The sequence below is a fragment of the Enterobacter vonholyi genome (assembly GCF_008364555.1).
GTDB lineage: Bacteria > Pseudomonadota > Gammaproteobacteria > Enterobacterales > Enterobacteriaceae > Enterobacter > Enterobacter vonholyi.
This window is the reverse complement of record NZ_VTUC01000037.1, coordinates 191771-205471: the sequence shown is the minus strand read 5'-3', so window position 1 is coordinate 205471 and position 13701 is coordinate 191771. Positions and strand designations below refer to the sequence as shown.

16 protein-coding genes are annotated in these 13701 nt (G+C 58.1%); 12 read left to right on the top strand and 4 right to left on the bottom strand.

Features of this window, described 5'->3' with window-relative positions:
• Positions 1-21: 21 nt before the first annotated feature.
• A complete protein-coding gene (locus F0319_RS19870) occupies positions 22-1323 on the bottom strand; it encodes a CYTH domain-containing protein (RefSeq protein WP_149367613.1) in 1302 nt (433 codons plus the stop codon).
• A 229-nt stretch (positions 1324-1552) separates the two neighbouring features.
• Between F0319_RS19870 and F0319_RS19865 the strand changes: the two genes are divergently transcribed.
• Complete coding sequence (locus F0319_RS19865; protein ID WP_024906484.1) at positions 1553-2173, top strand: TIGR04211 family SH3 domain-containing protein; 621 nt, start codon at positions 1553-1555, stop codon at positions 2171-2173.
• A 60-nt stretch (positions 2174-2233) separates the two neighbouring features.
• Positions 2234-3475 (top strand): multifunctional CCA addition/repair protein, encoded by a 1242-nt coding sequence (locus F0319_RS19860; protein ID WP_149367612.1) that lies wholly within the window; start codon positions 2234-2236, stop codon positions 3473-3475.
• Positions 3476-3485: 10 nt separating this feature from the next.
• On the opposite strand, the gene bacA is transcribed toward F0319_RS19860, so the two are convergent.
• Both bacA and folB read right to left on the bottom strand, forming a co-directional pair.
• Positions 3486-4307 carry an undecaprenyl-diphosphate phosphatase gene (gene bacA, locus F0319_RS19855; protein WP_008502957.1) on the bottom strand — a complete coding sequence of 274 codons (822 nt, stop codon included), beginning with the start codon at positions 4305-4307 and terminating at the stop codon, positions 3486-3488.
• Positions 4308-4412: 105 nt separating this feature from the next.
• A complete protein-coding gene (folB, locus tag F0319_RS19850; protein ID WP_023333447.1) occupies positions 4413-4781 on the bottom strand; it encodes a bifunctional dihydroneopterin aldolase/7,8-dihydroneopterin epimerase in 369 nt (122 codons plus the stop codon).
• 107 nt (positions 4782-4888) lie between these two features.
• Here folB and plsY point away from each other — a divergent pair, with 107 nt between their 5' ends.
• Together plsY and F0319_RS19840 are read left to right on the top strand one after the other, a co-directional pair.
• A complete protein-coding gene (gene plsY, locus F0319_RS19845) occupies positions 4889-5503 on the top strand; it encodes a glycerol-3-phosphate 1-O-acyltransferase PlsY (RefSeq protein ID WP_111963295.1) in 615 nt (204 codons plus the stop codon).
• A 91-nt stretch (positions 5504-5594) separates the two neighbouring features.
• Complete coding sequence (locus F0319_RS19840) at positions 5595-7061, top strand: MFS transporter (protein WP_149367611.1); 1467 nt, start codon at positions 5595-5597, stop codon at positions 7059-7061.
• Between the two features lie 41 nt (positions 7062-7102).
• Here the strand turns inward: F0319_RS19840 and F0319_RS19835 are convergent, their stop codons facing one another.
• Positions 7103-7525: a MarR family winged helix-turn-helix transcriptional regulator gene (locus F0319_RS19835; protein WP_149367610.1), complete on the bottom strand. Its 423-nt coding sequence runs from the start codon at positions 7523-7525 to the stop codon at positions 7103-7105.
• 148 nt (positions 7526-7673) lie between these two features.
• On the opposite strand from F0319_RS19835, the gene F0319_RS19830 reads away from it, so the two are divergent.
• From F0319_RS19830 to F0319_RS19795, 8 genes are all read left to right on the top strand, one after another.
• Positions 7674-8687, top strand: coding sequence for an alpha/beta hydrolase (locus F0319_RS19830; RefSeq protein WP_149367609.1), 1014 nt, complete (start codon positions 7674-7676; stop codon positions 8685-8687).
• Between the two features lie 148 nt (positions 8688-8835).
• The gene (locus F0319_RS19825; RefSeq protein ID WP_149367608.1) at positions 8836-9663 is read left to right on the top strand and encodes an urease accessory protein UreD; all 828 of its coding nucleotides are present in this window, start codon (positions 8836-8838) and stop codon (positions 9661-9663) included.
• Positions 9664-9673: 10 nt separating this feature from the next.
• Positions 9674-9976 (top strand): urease subunit gamma, encoded by a 303-nt coding sequence (locus F0319_RS19820; protein WP_003862556.1) that lies wholly within the window; start codon positions 9674-9676, stop codon positions 9974-9976.
• A gap of 10 nt (positions 9977-9986) precedes the next feature.
• A complete protein-coding gene (locus F0319_RS19815) occupies positions 9987-10301 on the top strand; it encodes an urease subunit beta (RefSeq protein WP_149367607.1) in 315 nt (104 codons plus the stop codon).
• A complete protein-coding gene (ureC, locus tag F0319_RS19810; RefSeq protein ID WP_149367606.1) occupies positions 10294-11997 on the top strand; it encodes an urease subunit alpha in 1704 nt (567 codons plus the stop codon). The genes F0319_RS19815 and ureC overlap by 8 nt, the downstream gene beginning before the upstream one ends.
• Before the next feature lie 9 nt (positions 11998-12006).
• Complete coding sequence (gene ureE, locus F0319_RS19805) at positions 12007-12471, top strand: urease accessory protein UreE (protein ID WP_111963302.1); 465 nt, start codon at positions 12007-12009, stop codon at positions 12469-12471.
• A gap of 9 nt (positions 12472-12480) precedes the next feature.
• Complete coding sequence (locus tag F0319_RS19800) at positions 12481-13020, top strand: HupE/UreJ family protein (protein WP_111963303.1); 540 nt, start codon at positions 12481-12483, stop codon at positions 13018-13020.
• Positions 13020-13694 (top strand): urease accessory protein UreF, encoded by a 675-nt coding sequence (locus F0319_RS19795; RefSeq protein WP_149367605.1) that lies wholly within the window; start codon positions 13020-13022, stop codon positions 13692-13694. Before F0319_RS19800 ends, F0319_RS19795 begins: the two co-directional genes overlap by 1 nt.
• Positions 13695-13701 lie beyond the last annotated feature (7 nt).

Below are 13701 nucleotides of genomic sequence, written 5' to 3'. Positions count from 1 at the left end.
TATAGGGGTTCCTTGCCAGAGTTAACGTTTTCCGCTGTGCAGCCAGTACGGATCCTGCGAAATGGCCTCGTTACGGAAATGCTCTATCTCGATATGCTGACGGGTTTCGATGGCATGCTTCAGCCCCTGCCAGTTTTCCAGCCACGCCTGCGCCTTTGGACCATCGTAGGCACCGGAAAGGAGCAGCATGCTGTCGATGTTGCGCGAAAGACGGGGAAGCTGATCGCCATACTTATCGCCGAGCGGATACGCAAAGGTGCTTTTCAGTTCGGCCGCATGACGGGAAAGATGAATATCTGCGAAACGTTTAAAGTTTTCCGCGATTTTGGCCTCGGCTTTCGCATCCAGGAAGGCGTGCCAGCCGCGCGTCACCAGAAACTCGGTCAGCGCCAGTTTTGCCGAAGCGGCCTGCGGGCTGTAGATCGCCGTTTGCGCCGAGACGTCCGAGAGCATCAGCGTTTCGGTTTGCGTCAGCAGATCGCGTAAGTGAGCGCTCGCTTTGCGAGGAACGATACCGCCGAACAGCGCCAGGGTATGGCGCACCAGGGCAATCGCCGCGAGCACGTGGGATTTCGCGTTTTTCACATTTCGCACCCACAGCTCTTCGTGGTACTGCCACTGAGAAAGCGCCAGCTCCAGCGCGGCTTCCAGACCCTGTTCAACGCTGGCTTTCGGCGCAACGTGCAAAATGGTCGTCTCTTTCAGCACGCGTGGCGCATTTCCGGCGGCCAGATGGTAACCCCGCGCGGCTTTGCTCAAGCTCCCCTGGCGTAATCCGGAATGGTTCACCAGCCTGCGCGCCAGCTTCAGAACGTCATTTGCGTCCCCTTCCAGCAGCTCAAGCTCCAGTTCGCAAATCGGTTCCTGGAATTCCCCTGCCTTCACCTCACCCAGATCGAGGGCGATTTCGATGCGGCTGTTGCCTTCCGTCACCAGCCATTTCTCGCGCCAGAAATCTGTGCTGAACAGCGGCTGTACCTGTTCCGCCAGCGCGGAAGGCAGCTCGCCTTCCGGCCAGACTTCCGCCGGGAAACGTTCCAGCTCAAGTTCTGGCTTACTGATGTCGATATTGTATTCCGGGCGCTGATGTAAACCGCCGACCACGCGGCCGGCAATTTTCATCGTCATCTCGTAGCGCCCGCTCGCGCCACGGATGCGCAGCCCCATATCGTGGCGGCGCAGCCAGTTGTCTGGCGTTTCGTAATAGATATTAAGCAGTTGTACCGGTGCATGGTGTTCGCCGGAAAGCGTATGCAGATGCTGGCGGAGTGCGTCAACGCTGTCTTTTTCGACGATAAATTTTAATTCGATTTCCTGAGCCATAGCCTTGTACTTTTGCGGGCGTCACAGACGCGTCAATGAGGGCGAACTTCCTCGCCATTTGTTTGTCAGTACATAGTATTTTGCGCCAAATTGCCATGCAATGAGCAATTTGTCGGGCGTAAATGTGTAGAGTCGTGACACAGATGATTCTGATTGCTGACGAATGCTTTGCGTAGAGACACTGTTGCCACTACTATCGTTCCACTATTTATGAAAATAACGACTAATGATGCTTAAATTACGCCTGATTGGACTTACTTTACTCGCTTTTAGCGCCGCAACCGCAGTGCACGCTGAAGAAAAGCGTTACGTTTCTGACGAACTGAACACCTGGGTACGCAGTGGCCCCGGAGATAATTACCGCCTCGTGGGCACGGTGAATGCCGGCGAGGAAGTCACCCTGTTACAGACCAACGCGGACACCAATTACGGTCAGGTTCGCGACAGTACCGGTCGTACTTCCTGGATCCCGCTGAAAGAGCTCAGCACCGTGCCAAGCCTGCGCACGCGCGTTCCCGATCTGGAAAACCAGGTAAAGACCCTGACCGACAAGCTGAACAACATCGACGGCACCTGGAACCAGCGCACCGCTGAAATGCAGCAGAAAGTAGCGCAAAGCGACGGTGTGATTAACGGTCTGAAAGAAGAGAACCAGAAACTGAAAAACGAGCTGATTGTCGCGCAGAAGAAAGTGAATGCCGCCAATCTGCAGCTCGACGATAAACAGCGCACCATCATCATGCAGTGGTTTATGTATGGCGGCGGCGTGCTGGGCGTCGGTCTGGTGCTGGGCCTGGTTCTGCCGCACCTGATCCCAAGCCGTAAGCGTAAAGACCGCTGGATGAACTAATTCGTCTTCTCTGCCAGACTTACGTATCATTCTGGAAAAGAGAAAACGGGAGAGTTGGGCGTGAAAAGTTATCTGGTCGGTGGTGCGGTACGTGATGCGTTGTTAGGTCTGCCGGTCAAAGATAAAGACTGGGTGGTGGTTGGCGCCACCCCGGAAGAGATGCTCGACGCGGGCTACCAGCAGGTAGGCCGCGATTTTCCCGTATTCCTCCACCCGAAAAGTCGTGAAGAATATGCACTGGCGCGTACCGAGCGGAAATCGGGTTCGGGCTACACGGGCTTTACCTGCTATGCCGCGCCGGACGTCACGCTGGAGGAAGATCTTCTGCGCCGCGATCTCACCATCAACGCGCTGGCGCAGGACGAGAACGGCCAGATCGTTGACGCTTATGGCGGCCAGGACGATCTGCGCAACCGTCTTTTACGTCACGTCTCCCCGGCGTTTTCTGAAGATCCGCTCCGCGTCCTGCGCGTGGCGCGCTTTGCCGCACGCTACGCCCATCTCAGCTTCCGTATTGCCGATGAAACCATGGCGCTGATGACCGCCATGACCGAGGCGGGCGAGCTTGAACACCTGACGCCAGAGCGCGTCTGGAAAGAAACGGAAAATGCTCTCACAACGCGCAACCCGCAGGTCTTTTTCCAGGTCCTTCGCGACTGCGGCGCGCTGAAGGTGCTGTTCCCGGAAATAGACGCGCTGTTTGGCGTGCCTGCTCCGGCGAAATGGCACCCGGAAATTGATACCGGCGTACACACGCTGATGACCCTGAGCATGGCGGCCATGCTCAGCCCTGACGTGGACGTGCGCTTTTCCACCCTGTGCCACGATCTCGGCAAAGGCTTAACGCCAAAAGAGCTTTGGCCTCGGCATCACGGGCACGGTCCAGCAGGGGTGAAGCTTGTCGAAGGGCTGTGCCAGCGCCTGCGCGTGCCGAACGAAATCCGCGATCTGGCGAAACTGGTCGCTGAATTTCACGACCTGATCCACACCTTCCCGATCCTGAAACCGGCCACCATCGTTAAGCTGTTCGATAACATCGACGCCTGGCGTAAACCGCAGCGCGTGGAGCAAATCGCGCTGACCAGCGAAGCTGACGTGCGCGGGCGTACCGGGTTTGAGGCGTGCGACTATCCGCAGGGGCGTTTACTGCGAAAAGCCTGGGAGGTAGCGAAAGCGGTGCCGACGAAGGACGTTGTCGAGGCGGGATTCAAAGGTCCGGAAATTCGCGAAGAACTCACGAAACGGCGAATTCAGGCGGTGTCTGACTGGAAGGAAAAACACTGCCCTCAGCCAAAAGACTGAGGGCTATCGGTCAGAAGAAGACCACGTACACCGCAGCGGCAACGATAAAGCGATAGATCGCGAACGGAATGAACGAGATACGCTTAATCAGCTGCAGGAAGGTTTTGATGGCAATCAGCGCCACGATAAACGCGGTGATGAAGCCAACGGCAAACATCGGAATGTCGCCCGTAGTGAGGAAACCGATGCTTTTATAGAGGTCAAGCGCGGTGGCACCCATCATCATCGGCACCGCCAGCAGGAACGAGAACTCTGACGCGGCGTAACGGCTTACGCCCATCAGCATCCCGCCGGAGATGGTTGCGCCTGAACGCGAGAAGCCCGGCCACAGCGCCAGACACTGGAAGCAGCCAATGATAAACGCCTGACGATACGTCATATCGTCCAGCCCTTCCGCGCGCGGCGTTTTTGGCTTCAGCACTTCCGCGGCGATCAGCAGGAAGCCGCCCACCACCAGCGCGTACATCACGTTAATCGGGTTAAACAGCGATTTGATGGCGTCGTGGAAAACCAGACCCAGCACCACCGCCGGGATCATCCCGAGCAAAATATGGATCAGCGACAGGCGACCTTTACTCATCCCTTCGTGCTGCGGCGGACGGCCAAAATGGATACCGATCAGGCCAAACAGACGGCGCCAGAACATCACCACCACCGCCAGAATCGAACCCAGCTGGATAACCACTTCAAACGTTTTGGCGGTATCGCCTTCAAAGCCCAGCAGATGGCCAACGATAATCATATGGCCGGTACTGGAAACCGGTAAAAACTCCGTCAATCCTTCGACCACACCCAGTATTGCCGCCACCAGCAGCGAGTGCATATCGCTCATCTATAAACCCCTAAAAAGATATAAAAAAACGGTCGCCCCAACGGCTACCGTGAAAGATACAGCTTTAAGACCGGTATAACCTAAATTGGTTTAGCAATTATGACGTTAATTCTTGCCTTTCAGATTTGTGCCACGCTCAATGATGACGCCAACGTTGGCGGCTCGCGCCACCGCGCCCGGCTTGCTCAGCTTGATGCGTACCCACGGTGAGTTGAATTTTTTCAGCAGCAATTCTGCGACTTCTTCAGCCACCCGTTCGACCAGCGCAAAACGTTGCCCTTCAACGTGGGCAATGACCGTTTCACTGATGTCGGCATAGCTGAGACAGTCGTTCACGTCATCGCTTTTTGCCGATTTGCGGTTATCCCATCCCATTTCGATATCGAACACCAGCTTCTGCTCGATGGTCTGTTCCCAGTCGTAAACACCAATTGTGGTGATTACCGAAAGTTGCTCTATAAATACAATATCCATCACGACCTGCCTGCTTTTTGGCTAAACCGGATACCACTTCCGGCGAATTATGCGTATTATCCACAGATGCTGAGAATACAGATACATTTTCAAAACGGAACAGCGTTATGAGTGCAATCGCGCCTGGAATGATCCTCCTCGCCTATCTTTGCGGCTCAATCTCCAGCGCCATTCTGGTCTGCCGCATTGCCGGGTTACCCGACCCGCGTGAAAATGGTTCCGGGAATCCGGGGGCGACCAACGTACTACGAATTGGTGGCAAGGGAGCAGCCGTAGCGGTTTTGATTTTTGATGTTCTGAAAGGGATGCTGCCCGTCTGGGGCGCGTATGCGCTGGGCGTCACGCCGTTCTGGCTGGGGCTTATTGCTATTGCGGCCTGTGTCGGCCACATCTGGCCCGTATTCTTCGGTTTTAAAGGTGGCAAAGGCGTGGCGACCGCCTTTGGTGCCATTGCGCCTATCGGCTGGGACCTAACCGGCGTGATGGCCGGGACCTGGCTACTGACCATTCTGCTGAGCGGCTATTCCTCGCTGGGCGCCATCGTCAGCGCGCTGATCGCCCCGTTCTACGTATGGTGGTTTAAACCTCAGTTCACCTTCCCGGTGTCGATGCTCTCCTGCCTTATCCTGCTGCGTCATCACGATAATATTCAGCGCCTGTGGCGTCGTCAGGAGACCAAAATCTGGACGAAGCTCAAGAGGAAGAAAAAAGACGCGCCGTAAGGGTTAGTTATGCCTTATAGCCAAATGTGATTTTGGTCACCTTCTGCCTGTGGTAACTGTTAATGACACAACACAACCACATTAGAAGAAAATGGCTGAAATCACAGAAACAACTCCCCTTTCAACGGCAGAAAAACACCCCGATGGCGACATCCAGTGGGTGCGCAGCGCTTCGGATGTATCACGCCTCGTTAATGACGGCTCACAGGGCCGGGCCAATGCCCGCATCGTGGTCGGTATCGCGCTGGGCGGGATTTTCCTCGATGCTTACGATCTGGGCGCGCTGGCCTTCGGCATAAAAGATATCACCCGCGAATTTAACCTGACGCCCGCCGGGACCGGTATGGTGGCCTCGGCAATTACCTTTGGCGCGATTGTCGGGGCGCTGCTCGGCGGTTACCTCACGGATAAAATCGGGCGCTACCGCGTTTTTATGGCTGATATGGTGTTCTTCGTGGTGGCCGCCATCGCCTGTGCGCTGGCCCCGAACGAATATGTGCTGGCGGGTGCCCGCTTTGTGATGGGGCTTGGGGTCGGGATCGACCTTCCCGTGGCGATGGCGTTTTTAAGCGAGTTCGCCAGGCTGAAAGGTCCGGGAAACAAAGCCTCCAGCGTCGCGATGTGGTGCCCCACCTGGTATGCCGCCATCAGCGTCTCCTACCTGCTGGTGCTGTTCTTCTACGCCGTGCTGCCGGAAAGCCACAGCGACTGGCTGTGGCGTTTAATTCTCGGCTTTGGTGCAGTGCCAGCGCTGGTGATTATCGCCATCCGCAGCCGCTATATGAGCGAATCGCCGGTATGGGCGGCGAATCAGGGCAATCTGAAGGAGGCGGCGTCGATTTTGCGGCAGTCGTACAATATTAACGCCCACGTCCCGCAGGATGCGCTCGGCCAGCCTGCACCCGTCGTGAATAAAGCGAAATGGTCAAACTATCTGAACCTGTTTCGCGGCGTCTACTTACGCCGCACGACGCTCGCCACGCTGCTGTCCGTCGTCTCCTCGTTCGCCTACAACGCCGTGGCGTTTGGTCTGCCGGTGATCATCTCCAGCTTCTTTGTCCAGTCGATGCTCACCACCATTCTCATTTCTCTGGCGCTTAACCTGCTGTTTGCCTTCGTCGGCGGACTGCTGGCGGTACGCTATGTGCCGCGCTTCGGCGCCTGGCGGATGTCGCTTGCGGGTTATGCCTGCCAGCTTGTCGCATTGCTTGGCCTGGCGCTGATTGGCCGACCGGAAGGTGCCTCTGAAGGCGTACTTGCCGTGGCGATGCTGGCGCTATTCCTTTTCGGTCAGGGCTTTGGCCCGGGCGCGCATACCATGACGTTCGCCTCGCTGAGCTACCCGACCTCGCTGCGCGGCGTGGGCGTGGGTCTCAACCAGACGCTGATGCGCAGTAGTTCTACGCTGTCGCTGTTCCTGTTCCCGCTGCTGGTGGCGTCGCTCGACACCGCCGTGTTCTGGGCGATTGCGCTGGCGCCGTTTATCGGCCTGGCATCGCTGCTGGCGATCCGCTGGGAGCCGTCCGGGTATGATGTGGATGCGGAGGACTATCGGTAACGACACATCGCTTCGGTGGGTTCTCCCCCACCGAAGGGTTCTTACAAATCGTCCAGCAGCGTTCGGGAGAGTTTTTTTAGCATATCAAGCTCTTCATCGTTCATCCGCATGCTGCAGCGAATCTGGTCCGGCAATGCCATCACCCGTTTTTTCAGTTCATTCGCCTTATCGGTCAGTACGACATTTTTCATCCTTTCATCCCCCACAACCGCGATACGGTTGAGGAATCCTTTTGCCTCAAGCTTTTGTACAAGCGGCGTCAATGTGCCCGAATCAAAAAACGTCTTATCGCTGAGATCGCGAAGTGGAATGTTGTCTTTCTCATAAAGCGCCATCAAAACAACGAATTGCGGGTAGGTCAAATCCATCTCTTGTAGTAGGGGACGATACTGGCGAACAAACGCATTGGTGACCGAGTACAGCGAGAAGCAAAGTAAATCATCTAGCGTTTTGTTTTCTTTCATTTTTCTATCAACTCCGAATCTGTTGCCTAAAAAAAATTATAAATAATGTTTGACTAAAAGTATCTTGCGCGCAAGTATTATACCAGCAACTAAGTAGCACACTATTTAGTTATCTCATCCGATCAAATGCGCTTAAAGAGGTACCACCATGAAAACACTAACCGCCATCCTGGTTTCTTCCGTCTTCGCGTCAGCTGCGGCATCCGCTCAAACCACCAATACCCCAGCTCCGACCGCAGGCGTACAGGCATTTCTTAATATTCTGAATTCCGGCAAGGGTAAGCCAATGGAACAGATGACCCCGCAGGAGGCCCGCCAGGTACTGATCGGCGCGCAGCAAGGCGCAAAACTGCCGCCCGCTCAGGTTTCAGAAAAAACGATCCAGGTAAATGGTCAGGCGATCAAACTGAAAATAGTGAAACCTGAAAACGCGACCGGCACTCTCCCGGCATTTATGTTCTTCCACGGCGGCGGTTGGGTGCTGGGCGATTACCCAACCCATGAACGCTTAATCCGCGATCTGGTTCGCGCATCAGGCGCCGCAGCGGTTTACGTTGATTACACGCCGTCACCTGAGGCCCATTTCCCGGTGGCCATCAATCAGGCCTATGAAGCGACAAAATGGGTAGCCGAAAACGGTCAGGAAATTGGCGTGGACGGTAGCCGTCTGGGTCTGGTCGGTAACAGCGTGGGCGGCAATATGGTGGCTTCCGTTGCGCTGCAGGCAAAACAGTTCAATGGGCCCAAAATTCGCTACAACGTGATGCTCTGGCCTGTGACCGATGCGAATTTTGATACTGCCTCGTATAACCAGTTTGAGAACGGCTATTTCCTGTCGAAAAACATGATGAAATGGTTCTGGGATAACTACACCACCAGCGCTGCCGACCGCAACAATATCCTGGCCTCTCCGCTTCGCGCCAGCGCAGCGCAGTTGAAAGGTTTCCCCGAGACGCTGATTCAGACAGCTGAGCTGGACGTTCTGCGGGATGAAGGTGAAGCATTCGGGCGTAAGCTGGATGCAGCTGGGGTCCCGGTGACCGTCACGCGCTATAACGGCATGATCCACGATTACGGCCTGCTTAACCCGCTGAGCCAGGAGCCAACGGTTAAAGTTGCCCTGGAGCAGGCAGGCGCAGCGCTGCATGAGCACCTGAAATAACGGCATCGCGATGTTTGTCAGACAGCACGCCCCCGGGGCGTGCTTTTTTGTTTCGTCTTAACCGCCATCCATAAGCGACTCATATGACAGCCTTCATTTCTGCCAGGGCATACTGAAACGACCCCGATGATGAGCAGATGGATGCAGCATGTTAGCAGCTCAGGTCACTGATAATTCGTACAAAGGCTGGCAGGCGTCGCTTGCCCTGCAGTTTTGTCACACCCCTGAGAAAACCCTCCTGCACTCCGCTCATCACGTCGGGCCGCTTACCGTTCAGCGTCCATTTTATCCCGAAGGGGAAACCTGCCACCTTTATCTGCTGCACCCGCCCGGCGGAATTGTGGGCGGCGATACGCTGGACATTTCCGTTCGGCTGGACGCCAAAAGCCATGTGCTTATCACGATGCCCGGCGCCAGCAAGTTCTATCGCAGCAGCGGCCCGCAGGCTCGCCTGAATCAGCACTTTTATCTCGGTGATGAATCCACGCTGGAGTGGCTACCGCAGGACACTATTATCTTCCCGGGTGCGAACGCCGCGCTGCGCTCCGTCTTCCACCTGAAGACCTCCAGCACGCTGCTGGCGTGGGAGCTGTACTGCCTGGGGCGCCCGGTGATCAATGAGACCTTCAGCCACGGCACGCTGGAGAGCCGCCTTGAAGTCTGGGTTGAGGATGAACCGCGCCTGATTGAGCGTCAGCACCTTGCCGACGGCGATCTCACTCCCGTCGCCGGATATCCATGGCTCGGCACGCTGCTGTTCTATCCGGCCAATGAAGAACATCTCGACACGGTACGCGAACGGCTCGCGCCGCTGGAAAAGTTTGCGGGGGCAACGCTCACCGACGATCTGCTTTCGGTGCGTTTTCTCTCCGATGACAACCTGATTTGCCAGCGGGTGATGCGTGACGTCTGGCAGTCGCTTCGCCCGCTTCTCACCACCAAAACCGCCTGTTCGCCGCGTATCTGGCAGACATAAGAGAAACGTTATGGAACTGACCCCCAGAGAAAAAGACAAGCTGTTGCTGTTCACCGCCGCGCTGGTTGCCGAACGCCGCCTTGCGCGTGGGGTAAAGCTTAATTACCCGGAATCGGTCGCGCTGATCAGCGCCTTCATCATGGAGGGCGCGCGCGATGGCGAAACCGTCGCCTCGCTGATGGAGGCGGGCCGCCACGTCCTGACGCGCGATCAGGTAATGGAAGGCGTGCCGGAAATGATCCCGGATATTCAGGTCGAAGCCACCTTCCCGGACGGATCGAAGCTCGTCACCGTCCATAACCCGATCGTCTAAGGAGCGCGCGATGATCCCAGGTGAATACCAGATCCAGCCCGGAACGATTGCGATCAACGTCGGGCGTGAAATCCAAAGCGTGGTTGTCGAAAATCACGGCGACAGGCCGATCCAGGTCGGATCGCATTACCACTTTTACGAGGTCAACCCGGCCCTGAAGTTCGAGCGGGAAGCCACCAAAGGCTTCCGGCTGAATATCCCGGCGGGCACCGCCGTGCGCTTCGAGCCCGGCCAGAAGCGTGAGGTGACGCTGGTTCAGGTCACGGGCGCGCAGCGCATTTTCGGCTTTCGCGGCGAGGTGATGGGCGAGGTGAAACATGGCTGAGATTTCACGCCGGGCCTATGCCGATATGTTCGGCCCCACCACCGGCGATAAAGTGCGGCTGGCCGACAGCGAGCTGTGGATCGAAGTGGAAGACGATCTCACGGTCTACGGCGAAGAGGTCAAATTCGGCGGCGGAAAGGTGATCCGCGACGGCATGGGTCAGGGGCAGATGACCGTAGACGACTGCGTGGATCTGGTTCTCACCAACGCGCTGATCGTCGATCACTGGGGGATCGTAAAAGCCGATATCGGCGTAAAGAACGGGCGGATCTTCGCCGTCGGCAAAGCCGGTAATCCGGACATTCAGCCCGGCGTGACGATCCCGATTGGCGCGGCAACGGAAGTGATTGCCGCCGAGGGGAAGATCGTCACCGCGGGCGGAATCGACACCCACATCCACTGGATCTGCCCGCAGCAGGCGGAAGAGGCGCTGGTCTCCGGCGTCACGACCATGATCGGCGGCGGCACCGGCCCCGCGGCGGGAACCAACGCCACCACCTGCACGCCGGGGCCGTGGTATATCGCCCGCATGCTGCAGGCAGCCGATACGCTGCCGGTGAATATCGGCCTGCTCGGTAAAGGTAACGGCTCCAACCCGGACGCCCTGCGCGAGCAGATTGCCGCCGGCGCTATCGGGCTGAAGATCCACGAAGACTGGGGCGCGACGCCTGCGGCGATCAACTGCTCGCTGGAGGTGGCCGAAGAGATGGATATTCAGGTGGCGCTGCACAGCGACACGCTGAACGAGTCCGGGTTTGTCGAAGACACGCTGGCAGCCATCGCAGGGCGCACCATCCACACTTTCCATACCGAAGGCGCAGGCGGCGGCCACGCACCGGATATCATCACCGCCTGCGCGCACCCGAATATTCTGCCCTCCTCCACCAACCCGACCCTGCCCTACACGGTGAATACCATCGACGAGCATCTCGACATGCTGATGGTTTGCCATCACCTCGATCCGGATATCGCCGAGGACGTAGCGTTTGCCGAATCCCGCATTCGCCGGGAGACCATCGCAGCCGAAGATGTCCTGCACGATATCGGCGCGTTCTCGCTAACCTCGTCAGACTCGCAGGCCATGGGCCGCGTCGGGGAAGTGATTATCCGCACCTGGCAGGTCGCGCACCGCATGAAGGTCCAGCGCGGCGCGCTGCCGGAAGAGACTGGAGATAACGACAACTTCCGCGTGAAGCGCTACGTCGCCAAATACACCATAAACCCGGCGCTGACCCACGGTATCGCCCATGAGGTCGGTTCGATTGAGGCGGGCAAGCTGGCGGATCTGGTGGTCTGGTCCCCGGCGTTCTTCGGCGTCAAACCCGCCGCCATCGTCAAGGGCGGGATGATCGCCTGCGCGCCGATGGGCGATATCAACGCCTCGATCCCCACGCCGCAGCCGGTGCATTACCGCCCGATGTTTGGCGCGTTGGGCGCCGCGCGCCACGCCACCCGGCTGACGTTTATCTCGCAGGCCGCCAGTGAGAACGGCATCCCGCAGCAGCTCAGCCTGCAGAGCGCCACGGCGGTGGTAAAAGGCTGCCGGACGGTGAAAAAGGCCGACATGATCCACAACGGCCTGCAGCCCAATATCACTGTCGACTCGCAAACCTACGAGGTGCGCGTCGACGGCGAACTGATTACCAGCGAACCGGCTGACGTTCTGCCGATGGCGCAACGCTATTTCCTGTTTTAAGGAGTGATGATGATTTATTTGACCCAACGTCTGGACCACGCGCACCCGACTACCGCCAGCGTCACGCTGCCGATTGACGTGCGGGTGAAAAGCCGCGCCCGCGTGGCGCTTAACGACGGTCGTGAAGCCGGGTTGATGCTGCCGCGCGGCCTGCTGCTGCGCGGGGGCGACCTGCTGACCACCGACGACGGTAGCGAAGTCATCGAAGTGATCGCCGCTCCGGAGTCGGTCTCCGTGGTGCGCTGTGCCGATCCGTTCCTGCTCGCCCGCGCCTGCTACCACCTGGGCAACCGCCACGTGCCGCTGCAGGTTATGCCCGGCGAGCTGCGCTATCACCACGATCACGTTCTCGACGACATGCTGCGCCAGTTCGGGCTGGACGTGACCTACGCCAGCCTGCCGTTTGAACCGGAAGCGGGCGCTTACACCAGCGGTGCCCACAGCCACGGCCATTCTCACGCTCATTCACATTAAGGATTAATCATGCGCAAGTTACTCCCTCTGTTACTGCTGGCTTTTTCCGTTCCCGCGCTCGCGCATCCCGGCCACGGCGCCGACAGCTTCCAGGCCGGTTTTCTCCATCCGCTGACCGGACTCGATCACCTGCTGATGCTGGCGGGTGCAGGCGTGCTCTCGGCACTGAGCGGCCGCAAGCTCCTGCTGCCGTTTGCCACCCTCGGCATGATGCTCGTTGGCGCTATTGCGGGCAGCCTGCTCGGCGGCTTCAGCGGCATGGAGATGCTGATTATCGCCTCGCTGGCGGTCTGCGGCGTGATGATGTTTAAAACTGAAAATCGCTTGCTGCTGGCAGTGCCTGCCCTGGCGATGTTCCACGGCTGGGCGCACGGCGTGGAGATGTCCGGCCACAGCTTCTGGCTCTTCACCAGCGGCTTTATGCTCGCCAGCGCCACGGTGCTGTGCGCCAGCTTTGCCGCAGGGCTGCTGCTGCGCCGTCACGACGGCCTGCGTAAAACCTTCGGCGGCGGGCTGATCGTCTCCGCCCTGCTGGCACTGATGAGCTGATGGATCATTCCCGCCAGTTGCTGCGCCTGATGCAGCTCTCCAGCAGCAGCCTGCCGGTCGGGTCGTTTACCTGGTCACAGGGGCTGGAGTGGGCCGTTGAGGCGGGCTGGGTCACGGACGCCAACGCCTTTAAACGCTGGCAAATCCAGCAGATGGAGCAGAGCTTTTTCTGCGTCGACCTGCCGCTGTTTATCCGTATTTATCAGGCCTGTGAGCAACGCTCTCTTACAAATGCAAAACGCTGGACGGCATACCTGCTCGCATGTCGGGAAACGCGCGAGCTACGAGAAGAAGAGCGCAACCGCGGGGCGGCCTTTACGCGGCTGATTAAGAGCTGGGAACCTGACTGTCCGCCCGAATGGCTGCCGCTGTTTATGCAAAGCCAGCTCTGCGGCATGGCGTGGCTCGGCGTTCGCTGGGGCATTAGCGCGCACGAACTGGCGCTGAGTCTGGGCTACAGCTGGATGGAGAGCGCGGTCATGGCGGGCGTCAAGCTGGTGCCGTTTGGGCAACAGGCCGCGCAGCAGCTGATTATCGAACTGAGCGACCACTACGCCGCCGGGTTTGAACAGGCATTTTTACGTAGCGACGACGCGCTGGGGGCAGCAACGCCGCTGTCCGCCATCGCCTCGGCGCGCCACGAAACCCAATATTCACGACTATTCCGTTCCTGAGGAGTCA